This is a genomic window from Arthrobacter sp. C152 (assembly GCF_054890965.1).
Genome location: NZ_JBTZSU010000021.1, coordinates 25,641 through 45,735, shown reverse-complemented (window position 1 = coordinate 45,735; position 20,095 = coordinate 25,641). Strand labels below are relative to the sequence as shown.

General features: G+C 66.6%; 20 protein-coding genes and 3 tRNA genes. 5 read left to right on the top strand and 18 right to left on the bottom strand.

Annotated features, from left to right (window positions below):
* Nucleotides 1-2 precede the first annotated feature (2 nt).
* Genes ACYSM9_RS14530 through ACYSM9_RS14515 form a run of 4 tightly spaced genes read right to left on the bottom strand, consistent with a single transcriptional unit; the run spans nucleotide 3 to nucleotide 4,372 of the window.
* The gene (locus ACYSM9_RS14530; protein ID WP_461857656.1) at nucleotides 3-779 is read right to left on the bottom strand and encodes an enoyl-CoA hydratase; all 777 of its coding nucleotides are present in this window, start codon (nucleotides 777-779) and stop codon (nucleotides 3-5) included.
* Entirely contained in the window at nucleotides 776-1,777 is a 1,002-nt protein-coding gene (gene mmsB / locus ACYSM9_RS14525) for a 3-hydroxyisobutyrate dehydrogenase (protein WP_461857655.1), read from the bottom strand. Before mmsB ends, ACYSM9_RS14530 begins: the two co-directional genes overlap by 4 nt.
* Nucleotides 1,770-2,876, bottom strand: coding sequence for an enoyl-CoA hydratase/isomerase family protein (locus ACYSM9_RS14520; RefSeq protein ID WP_461857654.1), 1,107 nt, complete (start codon nucleotides 2,874-2,876; stop codon nucleotides 1,770-1,772). Before ACYSM9_RS14520 ends, mmsB begins: the two co-directional genes overlap by 8 nt.
* Entirely contained in the window at nucleotides 2,876-4,372 is a 1,497-nt protein-coding gene (locus ACYSM9_RS14515; protein WP_461857653.1) for a CoA-acylating methylmalonate-semialdehyde dehydrogenase, read from the bottom strand. Before ACYSM9_RS14515 ends, ACYSM9_RS14520 begins: the two co-directional genes overlap by 1 nt.
* A 168-nt stretch (nucleotides 4,373-4,540) precedes the next feature.
* On the opposite strand from ACYSM9_RS14515, the gene ACYSM9_RS14510 reads away from it, so the two are divergent.
* Nucleotides 4,541-5,347 (top strand): exodeoxyribonuclease III, encoded by an 807-nt coding sequence (locus ACYSM9_RS14510; RefSeq protein ID WP_461857652.1) that lies wholly within the window; start codon nucleotides 4,541-4,543, stop codon nucleotides 5,345-5,347.
* A gap of 34 nt (nucleotides 5,348-5,381) precedes the next feature.
* Nucleotides 5,382-6,263, top strand: coding sequence for a hypothetical protein (locus tag ACYSM9_RS14505; RefSeq protein ID WP_461857651.1), 882 nt, complete (start codon nucleotides 5,382-5,384; stop codon nucleotides 6,261-6,263).
* Between the two features lie 54 nt (nucleotides 6,264-6,317).
* Here the strand turns inward: ACYSM9_RS14505 and ACYSM9_RS14500 are convergent, their stop codons facing one another.
* From ACYSM9_RS14500 to ACYSM9_RS14480, 5 genes are all read right to left on the bottom strand, one after another.
* Nucleotides 6,318-7,370: a LacI family DNA-binding transcriptional regulator gene (locus ACYSM9_RS14500; protein ID WP_461857650.1), complete on the bottom strand. Its 1,053-nt coding sequence runs from the start codon at nucleotides 7,368-7,370 to the stop codon at nucleotides 6,318-6,320.
* Nucleotides 7,371-7,461: 91 nt separating this feature from the next.
* A complete protein-coding gene (locus ACYSM9_RS14495; protein WP_461857649.1) occupies nucleotides 7,462-7,716 on the bottom strand; it encodes a hypothetical protein in 255 nt (84 codons plus the stop codon).
* The gene (locus ACYSM9_RS14490) at nucleotides 7,713-8,612 is read right to left on the bottom strand and encodes a carbohydrate ABC transporter permease (protein ID WP_461857648.1); all 900 of its coding nucleotides are present in this window, start codon (nucleotides 8,610-8,612) and stop codon (nucleotides 7,713-7,715) included. The genes ACYSM9_RS14495 and ACYSM9_RS14490 overlap by 4 nt, the downstream gene beginning before the upstream one ends.
* Complete coding sequence (locus ACYSM9_RS14485) at nucleotides 8,609-9,646, bottom strand: carbohydrate ABC transporter permease (RefSeq protein WP_461857647.1); 1,038 nt, start codon at nucleotides 9,644-9,646, stop codon at nucleotides 8,609-8,611. The genes ACYSM9_RS14490 and ACYSM9_RS14485 overlap by 4 nt, the downstream gene beginning before the upstream one ends.
* Before the next feature lie 7 nt (nucleotides 9,647-9,653).
* Nucleotides 9,654-10,946, bottom strand: coding sequence for an ABC transporter substrate-binding protein (locus ACYSM9_RS14480; RefSeq protein WP_461857646.1), 1,293 nt, complete (start codon nucleotides 10,944-10,946; stop codon nucleotides 9,654-9,656).
* 140 nt (nucleotides 10,947-11,086) lie between these two features.
* Between ACYSM9_RS14480 and ACYSM9_RS14475 the strand changes: the two genes are divergently transcribed.
* Nucleotides 11,087-12,892: a glycoside hydrolase family 13 protein gene (locus ACYSM9_RS14475; RefSeq protein WP_461857645.1), complete on the top strand. Its 1,806-nt coding sequence runs from the start codon at nucleotides 11,087-11,089 to the stop codon at nucleotides 12,890-12,892.
* A 5-nt stretch (nucleotides 12,893-12,897) separates the two neighbouring features.
* Here the strand turns inward: ACYSM9_RS14475 and ACYSM9_RS14470 are convergent, their stop codons facing one another.
* The 9 genes from ACYSM9_RS14470 to ACYSM9_RS14430 all read right to left on the bottom strand — a co-directional run bounded on the left by ACYSM9_RS14470 (nucleotide 12,898) and on the right by ACYSM9_RS14430 (nucleotide 17,838).
* Complete coding sequence (locus tag ACYSM9_RS14470; protein WP_461857644.1) at nucleotides 12,898-13,509, bottom strand: hypothetical protein; 612 nt, start codon at nucleotides 13,507-13,509, stop codon at nucleotides 12,898-12,900.
* A complete protein-coding gene (locus ACYSM9_RS14465) occupies nucleotides 13,506-14,144 on the bottom strand; it encodes a hypothetical protein (RefSeq protein ID WP_461857643.1) in 639 nt (212 codons plus the stop codon). The genes ACYSM9_RS14470 and ACYSM9_RS14465 overlap by 4 nt, the downstream gene beginning before the upstream one ends.
* Complete coding sequence (locus ACYSM9_RS14460; protein ID WP_461857642.1) at nucleotides 14,141-14,521, bottom strand: hypothetical protein; 381 nt, start codon at nucleotides 14,519-14,521, stop codon at nucleotides 14,141-14,143. Before ACYSM9_RS14460 ends, ACYSM9_RS14465 begins: the two co-directional genes overlap by 4 nt.
* Nucleotides 14,518-14,709 (bottom strand): hypothetical protein, encoded by a 192-nt coding sequence (locus ACYSM9_RS14455; RefSeq protein ID WP_221385384.1) that lies wholly within the window; start codon nucleotides 14,707-14,709, stop codon nucleotides 14,518-14,520. Before ACYSM9_RS14455 ends, ACYSM9_RS14460 begins: the two co-directional genes overlap by 4 nt.
* The gene (locus tag ACYSM9_RS14450; protein ID WP_461857641.1) at nucleotides 14,706-15,161 is read right to left on the bottom strand and encodes an Asp23/Gls24 family envelope stress response protein; all 456 of its coding nucleotides are present in this window, start codon (nucleotides 15,159-15,161) and stop codon (nucleotides 14,706-14,708) included. The genes ACYSM9_RS14455 and ACYSM9_RS14450 overlap by 4 nt, the downstream gene beginning before the upstream one ends.
* Before the next feature lie 171 nt (nucleotides 15,162-15,332).
* Nucleotides 15,333-16,931 carry a glycoside hydrolase family 68 protein gene (locus tag ACYSM9_RS14445; protein WP_461857640.1) on the bottom strand — a complete coding sequence of 533 codons (1,599 nt, stop codon included), beginning with the start codon at nucleotides 16,929-16,931 and terminating at the stop codon, nucleotides 15,333-15,335.
* Nucleotides 16,932-17,476: 545 nt separating this feature from the next.
* A tRNA-Phe gene (locus ACYSM9_RS14440) sits at nucleotides 17,477-17,552 on the bottom strand.
* 48 nt (nucleotides 17,553-17,600) lie between these two features.
* A tRNA-Asp gene (locus tag ACYSM9_RS14435) sits at nucleotides 17,601-17,674 on the bottom strand.
* 91 nt (nucleotides 17,675-17,765) lie between these two features.
* Nucleotides 17,766-17,838 (bottom strand) — tRNA-Glu (locus tag ACYSM9_RS14430).
* A gap of 164 nt (nucleotides 17,839-18,002) precedes the next feature.
* Between ACYSM9_RS14430 and ACYSM9_RS14425 the strand changes: the two genes are divergently transcribed.
* Together ACYSM9_RS14425 and ACYSM9_RS14420 are read left to right on the top strand one after the other, a co-directional pair.
* Entirely contained in the window at nucleotides 18,003-19,019 is a 1,017-nt protein-coding gene (locus ACYSM9_RS14425) for a PHP domain-containing protein (protein WP_461857639.1), read from the top strand.
* A 94-nt stretch (nucleotides 19,020-19,113) separates the two neighbouring features.
* Nucleotides 19,114-20,091, top strand: coding sequence for a DMT family transporter (locus ACYSM9_RS14420; RefSeq protein WP_461857638.1), 978 nt, complete (start codon nucleotides 19,114-19,116; stop codon nucleotides 20,089-20,091).
* Nucleotides 20,092-20,095: the final 4 nt, after the last annotated feature.

Here is a 20,095-nt window from a genome sequence, read left to right as displayed (position 1 = left end):
CCCTAACGGTGCTTGAAGTCCGGCTCCCGCTTCTGCGTGAAAGCCGTCATGCCTTCCTTCTGGTCCTCGGTGGCGAACAACGAATGGAACAGCCTGCGTTCGAACAGCACTCCCTGGGCCAGCCCGGTTTCAAAGGCGGCGTTCACGGCCTCCTTGGCCGCCATCGCCACAGGCTTGGACTTGCCGGCGATGACCGCGGCGGCCTTGAGTGCCTCGTCAACCGTATCCTCGGCAGGAACCACCCGCGATACCAGGCCGCAGCGTTCGGCCTCCTCCGCGCCGATGAACCTGCCGGTCAGGATCAGGTCCATGGCTTTCGCCTTACCCACTGCCCTGGTGAGCCGCTGGGATCCGCCCATGCCCGGGAGCACGCCAAGGTTGATTTCAGGCTGCCCGAATTTGGCGTTGTCGCCGGCGATGATGAGATCGCACATCATCGCCAGTTCGCAGCCGCCGCCCAGGGCGAACCCGGCCACCGCGGCAACCGTGGGTATCCGCAGGCGGGTGAAATCCTCCCAGCCGCGGAACCAGTCCGCGGCATACATGTCCATGTAGCCCTGGTCCGCCATCTCCTTGATGTCCGCCCCCGCGGCGAACGCCTTCCCCGATCCGGTGATGACAACGGCTCCCACTCCGGGATCGGCGTCCATGGCGGACACGGCGGACACCACTTCTTCCATGGTGGCTTTGTTCAGCGCGTTCAGCGCGGAGGGCCGGTTCAGCGTCACCAGCCCCACCCTGTCCCGTTGCTCCACCAGGATGTTGGCGTACTCGGTCATTCAGGACTCCCGTCGTCGTGTGCGGTGGTGGCGGGGCGTTTGGCTGCGGGGCCATCGCTGGAGGTGTCCCCTGCCGCTGCGGCCTGTTGCTCCGACTTGTTCCGGATGTCCGTGATGATGGCGGAAAAGTCCAGGCCGGAGCCGCCTTCCGCGGCAAACCTATCGTAGATTTCGGCCGCCAGCGGGCCCATCCGGCCGGCCACGCTGGTACTGCGCAGCGCGTTGACGGCGAGGTTGAGGTCCTTGGCCATGAGGGCTCCGGCGAACCCGGGCTGGTAGTCCCGGTTGGCGGGGCTGCCGGGGACCGGGCCGGGGACGGGGCAGTTGGTGGTCAGGGCCCAGCATTGGCCGGAGGCGGCGGACGCCACATCGAACAGGGCCTGGTGGCTCAGGCCCAGCTTTTCGCCGAGCACAAACGCTTCGCTGACCGCGATCATGGAGACGCCCAGGATGAGGTTGTTGCAGACCTTGGCGGCCTGGCCGGCGCCGTGCGCGCCGCAGTGGACCACCCGTTTGCCCATGGCTTCCAGGAGCGGCCGGACTTCCTCGAAGTCAGCGGCGTCACCGCCCACCATGAACGTCAGGGTCCCGGCCTCGGCACCCACCACGCCGCCGGAAACAGGAGCATCCACCGACCGGTGGCCGGCCTGCACGGCAAGGCCTGCCGCTTCCCGGGCTTCATCGACGTTGATGGTGGAGCAGTCCAGGAACATGGTTCCCGGAGCGGCCGCCTGCAGCAGCCCCCGCTGCCCATCCGTGCCGCGGTAGGCATCGAGCACCTGCTGGCCGGTCTGGAACATGGTCAGGACGACGCCGGCACCCGCCGCCGCCTCGGCCGCGTTGCCGGCGGCGTGCACTCCCCGCTCCCGGGCGGCGTCCACCGCTGCGGGCACCACGTCGAAACCGGCAACCTGGTAACCGGCCCGGACCAGGTTTGCGGCCATCGGTGCACCCATGTGCCCGAGGCCCAGGAAAGCTACTGTGTGCATGTCAGGCATGGCCCGTCTCCTTCTCCACCAGTTCCAGGGTTGGCTGCAGGTCCGGTTCCGGGCCCTCCAGCGGCTGGAAGAACCGGTCCACCTGGGCCGGGGTGACCTCGCCCAGCGTTGCCGGCTTCCACCGCGGTTTCCTGTCCTTGTCCACTACCTGCGCCCGGATACCCTCCCTGAAGTCCGGTCCCGCCAGGAAATGCAGTCCCGCGCGGTACTCCTGGGCGAGTGCCCCATCCAGGGTCAGGTTTTTCGCACGGCGCAGCGACGCGAGGGTCACCTTCACCGACGTGGGTGACTTGGACTCGATGGTGTCCGCGGCCGCGGCTGCCTCGCGGCTGCCTGGGCCGTCCCAGGCCCGGAGGCGGCGGACAATGCCTTCGGCGTCGTCCGGCGCGTAACAGGCGTTAATCCACTCCCGCTGCGCCTCGAGGGCGGAGCCGGGTGCCTGCTGCGTGTAGTGCACGACGGCGTCTTCCGCGCTTTGCTCCACCAGCGCGTCCACAAGGCGCGGCAGCGCTTGGGAGGGGACGTAGTGGTCGGCAAGGCCCAGGAACAGCGCGTCCGCGGCATCCAGGTGCGCCCCGGTGAGGGCAGCGTGTGTTCCGGTTTCCCCGGGCGCGCGGGCGAGCAGGAAAGTACCGCCGACGTCGGGCGCGAACCCGATGGTGGTTTCCGGCATCCCCGTCCGGGTCCGCTCGGTGACGACGCGGATGCTCCCGTGGGCGGATATCCCTACGCCGCCGCCCAGGACCAGGCCGTCCATCAGGGCCACGTAGGGCTTGGGATACCGGGCAATCAGGGCATTGACCCGGTACTCCGTCTGCCAGAAACCGGCTGTCGCGCTCCCGCCCCGCAGCATGTCCTCGTAGATGGCCACGATGTCGCCGCCCGCGCAGAGGCCCCGCTCTCCGGCGCCCTGGACCAGGACGGTGGAGACGTCGTCGTCCGTTGCCCACTCGGTGAGCTGCTGCAGGAGCATGCCGACCATCCCGGCGGTGAGGGCGTTGACCGCCCTGGGCCGGTTGAGGGTGCAGACGCCGAGGCGGCCGCGGCGCTCAAAGAGCACATCCGCGTTGTCCGGTGGGTTGCCAGGGCCTGCGGTCATCAGCTTCCTTCCGGCATCACGAAGCTTGCTCCGTGGCGTATTCCCGAGGGCCACCGGGTGGTGACCGTCTTGGTCTTGGTGTAGAAACGGAAAGCATCGGCGCCGTGCTGGTTCAGGTCCCCGAAGCCGGAGGCCTTCCAGCCGCCGAAGGTGTAGTAGGCCAGCGGCACTGGAATGGGGACGTTGATACCCACCATGCCAACGTCCACCCGGGTGGCAAAGTCCCTGGCGGCGTCGCCGTCCCGGGTGAAGACCGCCACGCCGTTGCCGAAGGGGTTCTCGCTGCAGAGCCGGAGGGCTTGTTCGTAGTCCTCAGCCCGGACCACCACCAGGACGGGCCCGAAAATTTCGTCGCGGTAGATGGCCATGTCCGTGGTGACGTGGTCGAAGAGGGTGGGCCCGAGCCAGAACCCGCCGGGGTGGGCGTCTACGGTGAGGCCGCGGCCGTCCGCAACGAGGGTGGCTCCCGCCTCTTCGCCGGCCTTGATGTACCCCTCGATCCGCTGCCTGGCCGCCGCGGAAACCACGGGGCCGAAGTCCACGTCCGGGTCGGTTCCGGGCCCGACCTTCAGCGCCTTGATCCTTTCCTGGAGCCCGGCGACCAGCCGGTCGGCCGTTTCCCGGCCCACGGGCACGGCCACGGAGACCGCCATGCAGCGCTCCCCCGCGGACCCGTACCCGGAGCCGATGAGGGCGTCCGCGGCCTGGTCGAGGTCGGCGTCGGGCATGACCACCATGTGGTTCTTGGCCCCGCCGAAGCATTGTGCCCGCTTTCCTGCGGCAGCCGCCGTCGCGTAAATGTATTCGGCGATGGGGGTGGAGCCGACGAAGCCGACTGCCCTGACCGCCGGGTCCGCCAGCAGGGCGTCCACGGCTGCCTTGTCCCCGTTGACCACGTTGAACACGCCGTCCGGGACGCCGGCCTCGCTGTACAACTCGGCCAGCCGCAGCGGCACGGACGGGTCCCATTCGGAGGGCTTGAGGATGAAGGCGTTGCCGGCAGCCAGCGCCGGCCCGGACTTCCACAGCGGAATCATGGCGGGGAAGTTGAAGGGCGTGATGCCCGCTACCACGCCCAGCGGCTGGCGCAGCGAGTGGATGTCGATGCCGGGACCGGCGTCACTGGAGAACTCGCCCTTGAGCAGGTGCGGGGCCGCCGCGCAAAATTCCACCACTTCCAGGCCGCGCTGGATGTCTCCCCTGGAGTCCGCCAGCGTCTTGCCGTGTTCGGAGGACAGCAGCCGGGCGAGTTCATCCATATTCCGGTTGACCAGGTCCACGAACCGCAGCAGGACCCTGGCGCGGCGCTGGGGGTTCATGGCCGCCCATTCCGGCTGGGCCTTCGCGGCCGCGGCAACAGCTTCCCCCACCTCATCGTCTCCAGCGAGCGGCACCCGCGCCTGGACCCGGCCGGTGCAGGGGTCGAAGACATCGGAGAAACGGCCGGACCGGCCCTGCACGTGGTGTCCGCCGACGTAGTGGGAGAGTTCGCGCATGGCTGGTGCTCCTTCGCATGCCCGGGTGGGTGGTCCAGGGTCATTCTGTGTGTGCGAATATACCCGTCCTTCCCACCGAAGTCCCCCATCCCGTCCCGGCTGTCCCACCCCCTGCACGGTCCCCTGCGGCTTTACCCGGTGAGCGGGAGCCAAGGTAAGTTAGGAACCGTGAAGATAGCTACCTGGAATGTGAATTCGCTCCGCGCCCGCGCCGACCGTGTTGAGGCCTGGCTCCAGCGCAGCGACTGTGACGTGCTGGCCATCCAGGAGACCAAGTGCAAGGACGAGAACTTCCCGTGGGAGCTCTTTGAGCGGATGGGCTATGAGGTTGCGCATTTCGGTGTGAACCAGTGGAACGGCGTGGCCATCGCCTCCCGGGTTGGCCTCGAGGACGTGGAGCGGACGTTCCTGGACCAGCCCTCGTTCGGCAAGGCAGGGAAGGACCCCGTGCAGGAGGCCCGCGCGATGGCCGCCACGTGCGCAGGCGTCCGGATCTGGAGCCTGTATGTCCCGAACGGACGGTCCCTCGATGACGAGCACATGCCATACAAGCTCAAGTGGCTGGAAAGCCTCAAAACGCACGCGCAGGGACTCGTGGCGGAAAACCCCGCGGCGCAGGTTGCACTGATGGGCGACTGGAACATCGCGCCCTTCGATGAGGACGTCTGGGACATCGACCTGTTCGTCAATAACCGCTACACCCACGTCAGTCCGCCGGAGCGGGCGGCGTTCCATGCCTTCGAGTCCGCCGGGTTCACGGACGTGGTCCGCCCCTACACCCCGGGCCCTGGCGTCTACACCTACTGGGACTACACCCAGTTGCGCTTCCCCAAGAAGGAAGGCATGCGCATCGACTTCGTCCTTGCCTCCCCCGCCCTGGCTGCCCGGGTCACGGGCGCGTCGATCGACCGCGAGGAACGCAAGGGCAAGGGCGCCTCGGACCACGCCCCCGTGCTGGTGGACCTGGCGGACTGATGGCAGCGTCCTGGACCCATTCAAGGAGACCGTCATGACGGGCAGCCTCTACCGGGGCCAGGCAGGCCTGCCATTTTCCTCCACGCTGCGCGTCTACGAACCCCTGGAAGCCTTCCCGGAGGAGCAGCGTTCCGCGATCCAGGCAGCGGGGGCCCGCGCGGCCTCGCGTGCCGCCGTCGAAAACGCCGAACTGCTGGCCTCGCTGGGACGGATCACCCGCTCCGGCGGCGACCCGTTCCCCACCGGCCGCACCGACCTGGTGCGCGTCACCACTGCCCCGGCGCCGGAAAGCGGAACGGCCGACGACGGCGAGGCCGGGCAGGTGCTGCTCTACTGTCCCAGCCAGCTGGTCCTGCGCGCCGGACTGGCCGCCAATGCCCTGATGGAAGGCATCCACGGCCCGCTGGCCGAACTGCTCATCCCCGAGGAGCAGCGGGACCGGCACCAGGAACGGATCGACCTGGTTAAGGCCAGGGACGGTTCCATCCGGGTCCACACGCGGGCATCCACATGGGGAATCCCGTTCAGCTGGTTTTCGCTGTTCATGGAATCGGACCACAAGGACGTGGTGGAGTCCGCCGGGCGGATCCTCACGGTGCGGATCTGGGCGCCCATCACCGAAGCGCTGGAGCGGGCCCGGTATGCGGTGGCCAACCTGGCCCTGGCCGCCCCGGACCTGGACATGCTCGATGACCTGGCGCAGCTGACGGAGTGGCTGGAGCTCTTCCACGTGGAGTCGATGGTGGAACTGGACTACGGCGCCGTGGCTGACAAGGTGTACCCGGACGAGTCGCCCATGGATATCAGGCTGGGCATCGAATGCCTGGCCGAAGGCGACATGACCGGTGCGGCCGCGGCCTACCGGAGGCTTGCGTCGCGCTGGATCCCCATCCGGCAGCTGGCCCGCGCATCCTGAACACAGGCGTCCTGAACCGGGAGGCCTGACGGCGGGAGCCAGCTGCGGGTACTGTCAGTGCGCCGGTGGCGCCGTCGATTCCCGCACAATCAGATGGTGCGGTGCCACCATCGTTTGCACGGCGCCATGGGAACCGGCGAGTTCGTCGAGGAGCATGCGAGTGCCCTGCTGTCCCTGTTCCACGGGATCCTGGGCCACTGTGGTCAGCCCCATGGCTTCGGAGAATTCGTGGTTGTCGATGCCAATGATGGAGAGCTCTTCGGGTACGCGGACACCCCGGCGCCGTGCCTGGAGCATTGCCCCGATCGCCATCTCATCGGACGCGCACAGGATAGCGGTCGGTTTGGGGCCGGGCTTTGACCAGAGCGTATCGAAGCCTTCCTGCCCGCTGCCGACCGTGAAGTTTCCGAAAATGTCCCATTCCGGCGGCATCGTCGCGCCGGCCTTGGCCATGGTTTCCTCGAACCCTTCCACGCGCAGCCGCGGGACCGTGAAGTTCAGGTCGGAGTCGTCCTGGCCGTGCAGGAGGGCAACTTTGCGGTGTCCAAGCCCGATCAAGTGGGAGGTGGCCTCGGCCGCGGCCGCGTAGTCGTCAATACCGATGCTGGGGCAGTCCTCGACCGGTCCGCCCACGATGATCAGCGGGATATCGATGCGCTGGAGGTCTTCAATCTCTTCGTACGTGAGGGACATGCACAGCACCAGGAGCGCATCGATCTGCTTGTAGACCATGGTCTTGCTGAAGAGCCGCTCCCGGGCCCCACGCTGGCCGCCGAGGTTGAAGAGGGACAGGTTGTAGCCCCGCTTGTGGAGTTCGCGGTCCACGCCCTCGATGGCCTTGAAGAAGAACCACCTGTCAACGTACGGCGCAAGCACGCCTACTGTCCTGGTACGGCCGGTGGCCAGGCCCGATGCCGATGAAGAGGCAACGTAGCCCAGGTTTCCGGCCACTTCCAGGATCTTCTCCCGGGTGGCCGGAGAAACCCTTGGCAGTCCACGAACAGCCCGTGACACAGTAGCGGTTGATACGCCGGCGGCCGCCGCCACATCCTCGATGCTGACGCCGTTATGGCCGCCCCGCTGGGACCTTTCTGTTGTCCGTGCCACCGTGTCCCCTCATCCGCTCCCTTGCCGCGCAGGGCCAGATGCCCCGCTTATCCCCGAGCTTTGTATCTTTTCATTCCGCGGCCGGGCAGTACTAACTGTTGCGGGCGGGGAGCTTTCGCCGCAGCCGCACCATGCCGTACAGGGCCAGCAGGGTGGCCAGCAGTCCCAGCGCCCAGCCGAGCGCCGGCTGGGCCGTCACTTCCATCCAGACGGTTACCACCAGGAGCACAACGGCCCAGAAGCCAAGAAACCCGATGATGATGTCAAAATCCTCGCCAGACCGGACCAGCCGGCTCCGGTTTCCCGCCCCCTTCGTTCGCTGGGGGCGGGAACCGTTGTCCGTCACTTGACTGCACCTGCCGTGAGGCCGGCGACAATCTTGCGCTGGAACACCAGCACCAGGATCACCAGGGGGATGGTGACGATGGTGCCGGCAGCCATGATGGCGGTGTAGGGAATCTGGTTGGGCTGCGCCCCGGCGAAGTTCGCGATGGCCACCGTTACCGGCTGCGTCGCGTCGCTGGAGAGCTGGCTGGCGATCAGGAACTCATTCCACGAGGAAATGAATGCCAGGATCGCGGTGGTGAAGATCGCCGGCGCTGCCAGCGGCATGATCACCTTCCGGAATGCCTGGCCCTGCGTGCAGCCATCCACGCGTGCCGATTCCTCCAGTTCCCATGGCATTTCACGGAAGAAGGAGGTCATGGTGTACACGGTCAGCGGGAGCACGAACGAGATGTTCGGAATGATCAGCGCCTGGTAGGTGCCCATCCAGCCGATGTTGGTGAACAGCTGGAACAGCGGGGTGATCAGGGCGACGCCGGGGAACATCGAGGCCCCCAGGATGAAGCCGAGCACCAGGTACTTGAACCGGAAGTTCAAGCGGGCCAGGGCGTAGGCTGCGAACACACCGATCAGCAGTGACACGACCGTCACCACGCCGCCGATGAACACGCTGTTCAGCAGTGCGGCACCAAATCTGTTGCCAAACGAGGTGTCGAACGCGGTGATGAAGTTGTCCATCGTGACGTGCGTGGGAAGGATCGAGGTGTCGTAGGTGAATCCGACCTCCCGGAACGCGGTTACCACCATCCAGTAGGCCGGCGCCAGGCACCAGATCAGGATGACGACGGCGCTGATGTAGGTCCTGCCCTGCGCCCATTTCTCGCGGTTCTGCGCAGCCTTGCGGCCCTTGTCCTGGCGGGCGCGAAGCGCTGTGGCGTCAGCTGTTGCCGCGGTCATTTCTTCGCCTTTCCTGTGGCGCCGCTCTGCTCAACCACGTTTGCCCCGAGGAAGCGGACGAAGATGAAAGCGACGAGGAAGATGATGATGAAGGTAATGGTGGACAACGCGGCTGCAGAGTTGAAGCCTTGCCGGATCTGGTTGATGACCAGGATGGACAGCGTTGTGGTGTTGTTCGCACCGCCGGTGAGGATGTAGGGGAGGTCGAACATGCGCAGCGCATCCAGGGTGCGGAACAGGACTGCCACCATCAGCGCCGGCTTGACCAGCGGCAGGGTGATCATCCGGAACCGCTGCCATGCGGAGGCGCCGTCCACCTTTGCTGCTTCATAGACCTCTGCCGGGATCATCTGCAGGCCGGCGAGGATGAGCAGCGCCATGAAGGGCGTGGTCTTCCAGACGTCGGCGATGATCACAGCCCACTTGGCCGGCCACTCGCTGCCGGTCCACAGGATGGTGGTGTTGAAGAGCTTGTTGGCGATGCCCTCGAAAGCGAAGATGAAGAACCAGAGCTTGGCCGTGACTGCCGTGGGGATGGCCCACGGCACCAGGACTGCTGCCCGGACCATGCTGCGGCCGCGGAATTCACGGGCCATGATCATGGCCATCCAGAAGCCCAGGACCGTTTCCAGGGCCACCGTCACGACGGTGAAGAAGAACGTGGTGGCGGTGGCGGACCAGAACTGGCCGCCCAGCGTACCGGGCGGGCAGGCAACGGTTCCGCCGGCCGGTGCCGAACACTGCTGCGCGAGCCAGTTCACGTAGTTCTGGATGCCGGCGGAGCCGCCTGCGGTAAAGAGGCCGGTGGCGGGATCCAGGCCGGCGTCCTTCTGGAAGGACATGACGACGGCACTGATGATCGGGTAAACGATCACGATGCCCAGGGCGACGATGGTGGGGGCGAGCAGCCAGGACGCCCAGCGTCCCTGGCTGGCGATCCTGTTGTCCTCCCCTACGCCCTTGGGGCCGTGATGGACGGGGGTGCCGCCCGACGCCGGTGCCTTGACCGGCGTCGGGCCTAGTTCGGTTGCCATGGCAGAACTACGATCCCGCACCGGCGGATTCGATGGACTTCTGCATGTCGGAAAGTGCTGTTTCCACTGTCTTCTCTCCCTTGATAGCGGAGTAGGCGTTCTCTTGGATTGCCTTGGTGACAGCCGGGTAGAAAGGCGTTACGGGACGCGGAACGGCGTTCTCGATGGACGTCTTCAGGACCGGCAGGTAGGGCAGCTTGGCAACGAGTTCCTGGTCCTCATAGAGCGAACCAAGCACCGGGGCCAGGGAACCCTGCGTCGCGTAGAACTTCTCGGTTTCGGCCGAGGTCATGAACTTCATGAAGTCAAGAGCGGTGGCCTTGTTCTTGGAGTACACGCTTGTGGCGAGGTTGTGGCCGCCCAGCGAGGAGGCACCGGGACCGCTCTTGCCGGGCAGGGCCGCGAGGCCGGTCTTGTCCTTCACTGCGGAGGAGCCTTCAGTCGTGATCAGGTTGAAGGCGTAAGGCCAGTTGCGCAGGAACAGGAGCTTGCCGCTCTGGAAGGCCTGGCGGCTGTCCTCTTCCTTGTAGGTAATGGCTTCCTTGGGGATGTTGCCGTCAGCGTAGGCCTTGGCCAGGTTCCCGAGGCCGGCCTTGGCTTCCGCGGTGTTCAGGTCGGGCTTGCCGTCCTTGTTCAGGACCGAACCGCCGGCGGAGTTGATGGCTTCCGAAGCGTTCACGGTGAGGCCCTCGTACTTGCTGAACTGGCCTGCGTAGCATCCGATGTTATTGGCCTTGGCGATGGAGCACATGCCCATCATCTCGTCCCAGGTCTTGGGCGGGGTGGGCACGAGGTCCTTGCGGTAGTAGAGGATTCCACCGTCGGAGGTTTGCGGTGCCGCGTAGAGGGTGCCTTTGTAGGTTGCGCTGTCCACCGTCGGCTTGAGCATGGCGCTGGTGTCGATCGCCATCTTGTCCTTGAGCGGCTGCAGCCAGCCCTTGGCGGCGAATTCGGCGGTCCAGACTACGTCCACATCGACGACGTCGTAGTCGGGCTGCTTGGCCTGGAAATGCTGGACGAGGTCGTCGTGCTGCTGGTCGGCCTGGTCGGTTTGTTCCTTGAAGGTGACCTTCTCGTTGGGGTGGGCAGCATTCCACTTATCCACGAGGGGCCGGACGACGTTGCTGTTGTCCTTGCCCTGGACGTAGGTGATGGGGCCGCGGCCGTCGAGGTTGGCGTCAGCATCGCTGCCTCCACCGCCACCCGTGGTGCCCCCTCCACCTCCGCCGCCACAGGCGGACAATGTCAGGGCCAGAATGCCGGCAGTGGCAGCCGGAAGCAGGAATCTACGGGTTTTCATTAGCTTGAAGCTCCTCGCTGAGTGACAAGTAAGTCGACAGTGCGCTTGCTAGGTGAGGTTGATGTGGTGACCATCACACTAGTAAGGTTGCTACCGCCGATGCAAGCGTTTACATCAAAAAGTTATCTGAGGGGAACCAAATGTCCAACCCGTCCGTTCCCGCCCCGTCCGGGCCTTCCGCTGAGTGGTGGGCAGACGCCGTCGTCTACCAGATCTACCCCCGGTCCTTCGCGGACGGGAACGGCGACGGGATGGGGGATCTGCGCGGCGTCATGGACCGGCTCCCCTACCTTGAGCAACTGGGCGTCGACGCCATCTGGCTGTCTCCCTTTTACAAGTCTCCGCAGGCCGACGGCGGGTACGACGTAGCGGACTACCGCCAGGTGGATCCCCTCTTTGGCTCGTTGGACGACTTCGACGCCATGTTGCAGGACGCTCACCGCCGCGGCCTGAAAGTCATCGTGGACCTGGTTCCCAACCACACGTCGGACGAGCACGCCTGGTTCCAGGCGGCCCTCGCGGCGGGGCCGGGAAGCCCCGAACGGGACCGGTACATGTTCCGGGACGGCAGGGATGAGGTGCCCGGCTCGGGGGATGGCAAGCGGCCGCCCAACAACTGGAAATCGGTGTTTGGCGGCCCGGCGTGGAGCCGGGTGACTGAGGCGGACGGCTCCCCCGGCCAGTGGTACCTCCACCTTTTCGACACCAAGCAGCCGGACCTGAACTGGGAAAACGCCGAGGTACAGGAAGAGATGCGGTCGGTGCTGCGTTTTTGGCTGGACCGGGGAGCCGACGGGTTCCGGGTGGACGTTGCCCACGGCATGGTGAAGGAAGCCGGGCTCCCCGACTGGGACGGGGTTGCCGCCATGGTGGAAGGCACGTCCAAGCCACCGGCGGACGGCCATCAGCCAGGCGATGCCCCCGGCGCCCACACGGATTCCGAGGAACCGCACCGCGCCGTGTCTCCGATGTACCCGCCCTCACCGTTCTTCGACCAGGACGGCGTGCACGAGATCTACCGGGACTGGCGCCGGGTCCTGGACGAATACGGCGGCCACCGGATGATGGTGGCTGAAGCCTGGGTGGAGCCGGCGGAACGGCTGGCACGGTATGTCCGGCCGGATGAGATGCAGCAGGCCTTCAATTTCGATTTCCTGCTCGCCGGCTGGGACGCCGAACGCATGGCGGAGGCCATTGAGGCGTCCCTGGCAGCGGCGGCGTCGGTGGGCGCTCCCTGCACCTGGGTGTTGAGCAACCACGACACCGTCCGGCACGCCTCCCGGTTCGGGCTCAAGGACCCCACCACCTTCCCGAAAGGCATCGCGGCAAACGACGAACAGCCCGACGCCGCCCTGGGCCTTGCGCGGGCCCGCGCCGCCACACTCGTCTCGCTGGCACTCCCCGGCTCCGCCTACGTCTACCAGGGCGAGGAACTGGGGCTTCCGGAGCACACCACGCTCCCCGCCGAGGCACGGCAGGACCCCACCTTCTTCCGCACCAAGGGCGCGGAAACCGGACGGGACGGATGCCGGGTTCCGCTGCCGTGGGTCGAGGACCAGCCCGGGTTCGGCTTCTCCGTCACGCACGGCGGTCCCGCGGCGCAGCCCTGGCTTCCGCAGCCGGACAGTTTCGGCCCCTTGGCCGCCGACCAGCAGGACGGCGAGGAAGGCTCAACACTGGAGCTGTACCGGGCCGCCCTCAGGTTCCGGTCGTCGCAGCGCCTGGGGCTGGGGATGGTGGAATGGACCGACGAGCACGCGCCGGACAGCGGCCTGCTGGCGTTCCGGAACGGGGACATCCTGGTGGTCGCCAACATGGGATTCGCATCGGCGCCCGTGCCCGGGGGATATTCCGTGGTGCTCTCAAGCGGTCCCGAACCGGCAGAAGACTGGGACAGCATGCAGGAGGTACCCGTGGACTGCACCGTCTACCTGCAGCGGCGGTAACCGGGTCAGCGGACGCGCTCAGCCCTGCTGAAGCGTGTCCGCGCACCCGCTCCGATATGGATCAGGACGGGTGTCTCCTTGCCCACCACGGATTCCAAGGCCGCAACAAGCCCGGAAACCTCGGCGGCGAGCAGGTGCGGCGCCACTCCCTGCCGCGGCATCAGCCGCACCTTCAAGGCAGGCGAGCCTTTGACGTCATACGTGGTGACGGCAGCACCGGCGAGATCCGGCCGGCCCTCGAGTGCCTGCTTGAGGGCCTGTTCCGCGACGCCCCCGCCGATCCGCACATCGCCGGGAACTTCACCTGGGTCGAATTCAGCTGCCAGCAGGTTCGAGCGGCCCTTGCCCTGCTGGGCGATCCACGCCACCACCAGCCCCATCAGTACGAGCAGCGCCAACGCAACGATGATCCACAGCCAGCTTTCACTCCGGCCGGGGAACCGCGTGGAATTGAAGGCCTGGTTGATTCCCTCCCAGCTGCCCGCTGCCCAGTGGTGCCACCAGGGCCCCACGGCAGGCACGGTTGCCAGCAGCAGCAACAGGACGCCCACAGCCAGCAGGATCACGCCCAGGGCTGCGAGGAGTATCCGGTTGAGCAGGGCAGGTGTGCTGTTCATGCGCCGATCACCCCCGAGGGGGTTACGTTGACGCGGACTTCCGGATCGGGATCGAGCAGCATCTGGTCCAGTTCGTCGCGGACGGCAGCCAGCACCACGTCCTGGTTCACCGGCACCCCGGATGTGGGGCGCACATTCACGAGCACCTGCCGTTGGGAAACCACCACCATGACCTGTTCCGGGGTCACGTTGGCGGCCAGCCTCGCGCGGCGCGCCAGGGACGAAGCAACGACTTCGTCATCCACGACGACGACCGGCAGGCCCTCCCCCTGTGCGCCGAGCAGCCGGTGGCGGGCCCGCCTTCCGGGCAGGATGCCGTTGAGGAGAAAGATCAGTCCCAGCATGGCCAGCACTGCCCCGATCGCGGCCAGGAGCAACGCCGGCATCCCGGCCGGAAGATCAATGATGCGCTGCGCCGCGACCTGCGGCTCGATCAGCCAGGCGGGCTGTCCGACGGCGTGGACCCCGGCTTCCAGCACCCCGTAGGCGGCGAACACGATGACCAGGATGGCGGCAGCCGTTGCCACCGCTGCCCGGGACGAGTGGGTTTCGCGGTACAGGATCCGGCGCATGTCCGGCGCCGGGTCTTTCCGGCGGCGGGTGTCCGGCGGACGGTTGTCGACGCTGCTGCTCATTGCACCCGGCCTCCCTGGCTGATCCTGGCCCCGCTGATGCGGATGTCCACCCTGCTCAACCGGGAACCGCTCAGTTCCGAAACAGTTGCCAGGATGCGCGCCTTGGCGGCCACGGTCCGGTCCCAGATGGAGCCGCCGGCAGCGGCGACCTTCGAGGCATCACGTTCTACGGACTGCAGCGGCGGAATGCTGATCGGCGTGACGAGGGACAAAGCCAGCAGGCCGTCGTCGTCCGCCCAGTCCGCCCGCACGTCCTGTGGCTCCACGCCAAGCGCCTGCGCCGCGGCCACCTTGGCAAGGCTGGTCAGAGCCTGGGTGCTGATCCGGTTGTGGCCGTTGAACGCCTGCCCGCGGACAGCCGGCGCGGGCGCGCTCATGAGGACGAGCGCCGGCCAGTTATGGCGTCGAAGACGCCGCGCAGGTCCAGCTTCCCTTCCGCGGCGCGGCCCAGGAGGGCGCCGATGGCCATGAAGAGCAGCGAAACAAGGAAGCCCCAGAGCCCGAACTGCAGGGACATGAAGGCGACGAAGGCCCCGAGGGCCGTGCCCGCCACAGTGAGGTTCACAGCAGCGCCTCCCTTTCGGGGGCCCCCGAGGAGGCGGTTTTGACGGCCGGCGGCACGTAGACATCGGTGATTTCGACGTTCACCTCGATAACCTGCAACCCGACCAGCTCCTCGACCGCGCGGTAGACGGCGGCGCGGACCTCATTCGCAAGGGAGTGCAGGGGTGTGCCGTAGCTTGCCACCAGGCTGATGTCCACGGCCACCTGGGTTTCGCCGACTTCGGCGCGGACGCCCGCGGCATGGTCTGAGCTTCCAACGGCGTCGCGGATGGCCCCCAACGCACGGGACGGGCCCGAGCCCAGGGAATAAACGCCGGGAACGGCCCGGGCGGCTATTCCTGCCACCTTCGCCACTGCGGTCTCGGCGATGACGGTGCGGCCCGGGCCAGCCAACGGATTTCCGGCAGGATGGCGCGGCACCACGGCATCGGGTTGTGGGTTCTGGTATTCCATCAGGCACTCCCCCTTCTGTTGCTTCCACCCTATCCCTAGCCCGCGACAGATGTACTGGAAACCCAGCGGGCGTGGCACGGCGAAGAGCACCTGACGGTTAAAAGGACTCAGGCGGGGAAGCCCCCAAGGACATCCCCGCCTGAGCGGTGTGGTGCAGCAGTCAGCAGCGGCCTACTTGTAGAGGCCTTCGCCGCCGACCCTGACGTTGGTGGGCAGGTAGCCGAAGGGGCCGAGGCCGTTCTGGCCAAAGCCGCGGTCAACCTGGGTCACGCCGTTCCTGAAGTTGATCTTCACGGTCGGGGACAGCGATCCACCGCGCACGCCGTTGACGTTGTCGATGAACGACTGAACGAGGCCGCCGGGCTGCACGTAGTGCGAGTAGGCCTGGAACTGGCGTCCGTTCTGCTGGCCCGAGATGGTCCCGCTCGGGTTGTTCGCCGGGAGGTTCAGGTCCGTGGGGGAACCGAGGGCCAGGCCGCTGTTGTTGACGGGCTGGAAGTCGGAGCGGACACCGTCGCCGACGAAGCCGTAGACACCGTCGGGGCCGCGCATGCCGGCGGCGTAGGTGAACTGGTGGCTGATCGTGTACAGGTAGTACTTGTTCTTGCCGTTTTCGTTCTGGATGAAGATCTGCGGACGCTCAGTCTGGTCATTGACGCAGTTGGCGGAAAGGATTGGCGGCAGGAAGGACCACTTGGTGAGGTCCTTGTTGTCGGCCACGGCCAGACCCACGTTCGCGGTCTGGTAGTTCGCTCCGCTGTTCTGGACATCATTGACGTTCTCGGCCTGCGGGTCCCCAGCCTGGTAGCCCAGGTCTTCACCCTTGCACTGGTAGTCGCCGCGGTTGCCGGCGGTGTTGCCTTCGAAGACCATGAAGGTCTTGCCCGGGTGCGCGGGATCGGCGAACGTGTACGGGTCGCGGAACGCGAAGCCCGGGTTCTGCGCCTTGGTCTGGTACATCTTGCCGTCCGGCTCCAGCAGCTTGGTGTGCTCGAAGCCGTCGAAGGTCACACCGTTCTGGTCGGCGTGGATGTTGCCGAGCGCCTTGGCGATCGCAGCGTCCGGTGCGATGCCGCCGCCGCCCGCGTTGCGCTCTGCCACGTCGTAGAACGTGGTGGCGGTGTAGAAGACGTTGACGTGGTTGCCCTGCATCAGGCGGGTGGAGCCGGACCACTCGGTGTTGCCGATGGAGGTGTTGTCCAGGAACAGGTGTCCGCCGTAGTTCCACTTGTCCTTGGCCGGATCGGCGTTGGTCTTGCGGAAGAAGTAGCCGATCCGGGCGTTCCAGTGGCGCTGGTCGAAGCCGTAGCCGGCGTGCCGGTCTGCCACCAGGGAGAAGATGACGTCCCAGCCCTTGTAGCTGATCTGGTTGGCGTTCTCGTCGGTCAGGGACCAGGTGTCCCAGACCCAGACGTCGTCATTCATGGCCGGGAAATCCTGGGGGATTTCCGGCATGGAAACGTCCGGGCTCATGGAGTTCTGGCCCGGTGCGACAGTGGGGTCGCTCTGCGCCATGATCTGCTTGGCGTCGGCGCGGGTCCACTTGGAGGTGAAGTCCGACGCCGGATCGAACGCCTGCTGCGTGTGTTCCGTGGGGAGGGCGAAGCCGGGGGTGGGGGCCGGCAGTTCCTGGCTGGCCGGAGGATCCGACGGTTCGTTGGCCTGGGCGGAGGGGACGGCCAGGAAGGCCGAGGCCGCTACGGCCGCCGCCAGTGCTGCGGCGGCAGGACGCCACCGCAGCAACCGGGAGGTTTGGGGGTGCTTGTGCATTGTTGCTCTTCTCGCGGAGTGGTAACTGTTCGGGGAAGACGGGCGGATGCCCTTGGTCCTCTGCCACTCCGGCGGCCCGACAACACCGCAGGCGTCATCGAGGACGCCGTTGTGTATCGAGGGAAACGGGGTCTGGGTAGGACCCCGGGACTTCCGGGAAGGACATGCCATCCCGGGCCGCGCTCCACGCTAGGCGGGCGCCGGGGGACATTTCAAACCATGTTTCAAGGGGTCGAAAACCGAGCCGGACTCCATTGCGCAAGCGCTTACGCAACCCAACACGCGCGCGTGCCACAACGGTTTGGCATGAGTCAAATGTTTCGGGGCGCTGCCGGAATTTTTATCAGCAGGCGATGAATTGTTGCCTCCGCCACAGGATGGGAGGCCATGACGGGGAGGTCCGGACAGGCCTGCCGGCGTGGCTGCTGAGGGCGCGGGCGTGACGGCGGCGCCCGACAACGCCGCCGTCACGGAGCAGCCACGCGGCGGAAGAATCGGAGTTAAACGAAGAAAAGCACCAGTTCCGAAGAACTGATGCTTCCCAGTGGTGGCTCCGACCGGCGTCGATCCGGTGACCTTTCGATTTTCAGTCGAACGCTCTACCAACTGAGCTACAGAGCCTAGGTGACTAGTCACCTTGAGAGCCGGAATTGCTTCCGGCAATCAGAGCGACCCTGACGGGACTTGAACCCGCGACCTCCGCCGTGACAGGGCGGCGCGCTAACCAACTGCGCTACAGGGCCTTGCGTTTCTTGCTTCCGCAGTATCTCTACCGCTTTTTTCAAGGCTTCCAGCCTACCAGACTTTTTCAGCCTGTTTGACCAGTTCCTTGCGTACCCCCAACGGGATTCGAACCCGTGCCGCCGCCGTGAAAGGGCGGTGTCCTAGGCCGCTAGACGATGGGGGCCAGAACCTGTCCGGAACAAAATAAAAGGCGTAAAGCGGGGCTTTGCGTCTTTGTCCTTTGCGTTTCTCCGAACGGGACTCAACAACTATAGGGGCTAGGCGGGAATATTCCAAAATCGGCCAAAATTGCCGCCAGCAAACGGCCCCTCGGGTGAAGATGGACGGATGGATGCCGTTGCAGCACTCAATGAGATTGCTTTCTGGCTGGAGCGCGGACGCGCCGCCACCTTCAAGGTCCAGGCCTTCCGCAAAGCGGCGGCGGCCATCAGCGCGCTGTCGCCGGAGGAAGTGGCCGAGCGGGCCCGGACCGGGCGGCTGAAATCCATGAAGGGCATCGGGGACCGGACTTTCTCGGTCATCCGGCAGGCGGTGGAGGGAGAAATACCGGACTACCTGGCGGACCTGCGCGAGAAGGGCGCCGAGCCGCTCGCGTCCGGCGGCGGGGAGATCCTGGGTGCCCTCCGCGGCGACCTGCACAGCCACAGCGAGTGGTCCGACGGCGGCTCCCCCATCGAGCTGATGGTGGACGCCGCCGGGGTGCTGGGCCGGGAGTACCTGGCCCTGACCGACCACTCCCCCAACCTGACGATCGCGAACGGACTGACAGCCGGGCGGCTCCTTGACCAGCTGGACGTTGTGCAAGCCATCAACAGCAACGGCAACCCCACCCGACTCCTGACCGGCATCGAGGTGGACATCCTCGAATCCGGCGAACTGGACCAGGAGCCGGACCTGCTGGCACGCCTGGACATCGTGGTGGCCAGCGTCCATTCCAAGCTCCGCGCAGACCGGAAGACCATGACCAGGCGCATGTTGGGCGGCATCACGGACCCGCAGACCAACGTCCTGGGACACTGCACGGGGCGCCTGGTGGAGGGCGGGCGCGGGACCCGGCCGCCGTCGGAATTCGACGCCGAGGAAGTATTCGCGGCATGCGCCGAACACAACGTGGCCGTGGAGATCAATTCCCGGCCCGAGCGCCAGGACCCGCCGGATGTCCTGATCCAGCAGGCTTTGGAGGCCGGCTGCCTGTTTTCGATCGACAGCGACGCCCACGCACCCGGCCAGCTGGACTTCCTGCAGTACGGCGCCGAGCGCGCAGCCCGCAATGGTGTTCCCGTGGAACGGATCATCACCACCTGGCCCGTGGAAAAGCTGCTCGACTGGGCGTCGTCGCAGTAGCGAAGCCACCGCCCGTGCGGCCCGGAAACGGCTGGTGCCACGAGGTGGCCGATTTCCGCCAGCGGGCGGTTCCGCGCCCCGATACATTGGCGTTATGCCCTCCTCCAGCGCCTCCCGCCAGCCACATACTGCGGCGACCGCCGCCCCGGCGTCCCCCGCCAAGGCGCTGGGGGTGGCCGCCATGGCGGTCACCGTGGCGCTGTGGGCTTCCGCCTTCGTGGGCATCCGGGCCATCGGCCCCAACTTCTCGCCCGGTTCCCTGACGCTTGGCCGCCTGGCGATCGCCGCCGTCGTCCTGGCTTTCCTGGTCCTGCCGCAGCTGCGGAACAGCCGGAACCTGCCCCGGGGCCGGGAGTGGCTGCCCATCCTCGCCTACGGCGTGATGTGGTTCGGCGGCTACAACGTGGCGCTGAACGCCGCCGAGCACATCCTGGACGCCGGGACGAGCGCCTTGCTGATCAACGTGAACCCGATCCTGGTGGCCATCATGGCCGGCATCTTCCTCAAGGAAGGCTTTCCGCGCTGGCTGCTGATCGGCAGCACCGTGGCCTTTGCCGGGGTGGCACTGATCGCCCTGGGGTCCGGCCGGCCCCGGAACCCGGGGGAAAGCGCGACGGCGGACCTCGCGGGGGTTGCGCTGTGCCTCCTGGCCGCTGTGCTCGCGGCCGTGAGCGTCATCATCCAGAAACCTGTGGTGCGGAAGATCCCCGCCGCCCAGGCCACCTGGTACGGGATCCTGGTGGGTGCCCTGTGCTGCGTCCCCTTCGCCGGCCAGCTTGCCTCCGAAGTGCAGGCCGCACCGCCGCAGGCGACGTGGGCGCTGGTGTACCTGGGCGTGTTTCCGACGGCCGTCGCGTTCACCACCTGGGCCTACGCGCTGTCCCTGGTCGACGCCGGCAGGCTGGCCGCCACCACCTACCTGGTTCCCGGAACCACGGTCCTCATCTCCTGGCTTCTGCTGGGCGAGATCCCCACCATCTGGGGCCTGGTGGGCGGTGTGGTGTGCCTGGCCGGCGTGGCACTGACCCGGCGGCGGGCACGCACACCCCGCAAACGGCAGATCCGGAGCTAGAGTC

Coding starts and splice junctions, on each gene's coding strand:
- ACYSM9_RS14505 (WP_461857651.1), top strand. CDS start 5,382: ATGACGGGCAGCCTCTACCGGGGCCAGGCAGGCCTGCCATTTTCCTCC.
- ACYSM9_RS14480 (WP_461857646.1), bottom strand. CDS start 10,946: ATGAAAACCCGTAGATTCCTGCTTCCGGCTGCCACTGCCGGCATTCTG.
- ACYSM9_RS14465 (WP_461857643.1), bottom strand. CDS start 14,144: ATGAGCAGCAGCGTCGACAACCGTCCGCCGGACACCCGCCGCCGGAAA.
- ACYSM9_RS14490 (WP_461857648.1), bottom strand. CDS start 8,612: ATGACCGCGGCAACAGCTGACGCCACAGCGCTTCGCGCCCGCCAGGAC.
- ACYSM9_RS14485 (WP_461857647.1), bottom strand. CDS start 9,646: ATGGCAACCGAACTAGGCCCGACGCCGGTCAAGGCACCGGCGTCGGGC.
- ACYSM9_RS14450 (WP_461857641.1), bottom strand. CDS start 15,161: ATGGAATACCAGAACCCACAACCCGATGCCGTGGTGCCGCGCCATCCT.
- ACYSM9_RS14475 (WP_461857645.1), top strand. CDS start 11,087: ATGTCCAACCCGTCCGTTCCCGCCCCGTCCGGGCCTTCCGCTGAGTGG.
- ACYSM9_RS14530 (WP_461857656.1), bottom strand. CDS start 779: ATGACCGAGTACGCCAACATCCTGGTGGAGCAACGGGACAGGGTGGGG.
- ACYSM9_RS14425 (WP_461857639.1), top strand. CDS start 18,003: ATGGATGCCGTTGCAGCACTCAATGAGATTGCTTTCTGGCTGGAGCGC.
- ACYSM9_RS14420 (WP_461857638.1), top strand. CDS start 19,114: ATGCCCTCCTCCAGCGCCTCCCGCCAGCCACATACTGCGGCGACCGCC.
- ACYSM9_RS14460 (WP_461857642.1), bottom strand. CDS start 14,521: ATGAGCGCGCCCGCGCCGGCTGTCCGCGGGCAGGCGTTCAACGGCCAC.
- ACYSM9_RS14520 (WP_461857654.1), bottom strand. CDS start 2,876: ATGACCGCAGGCCCTGGCAACCCACCGGACAACGCGGATGTGCTCTTT.
- ACYSM9_RS14515 (WP_461857653.1), bottom strand. CDS start 4,372: ATGCGCGAACTCTCCCACTACGTCGGCGGACACCACGTGCAGGGCCGG.
- ACYSM9_RS14445 (WP_461857640.1), bottom strand. CDS start 16,931: ATGCACAAGCACCCCCAAACCTCCCGGTTGCTGCGGTGGCGTCCTGCC.
- ACYSM9_RS14470 (WP_461857644.1), bottom strand. CDS start 13,509: ATGAACAGCACACCTGCCCTGCTCAACCGGATACTCCTCGCAGCCCTG.
- mmsB (WP_461857655.1), bottom strand. CDS start 1,777: ATGCCTGACATGCACACAGTAGCTTTCCTGGGCCTCGGGCACATGGGT.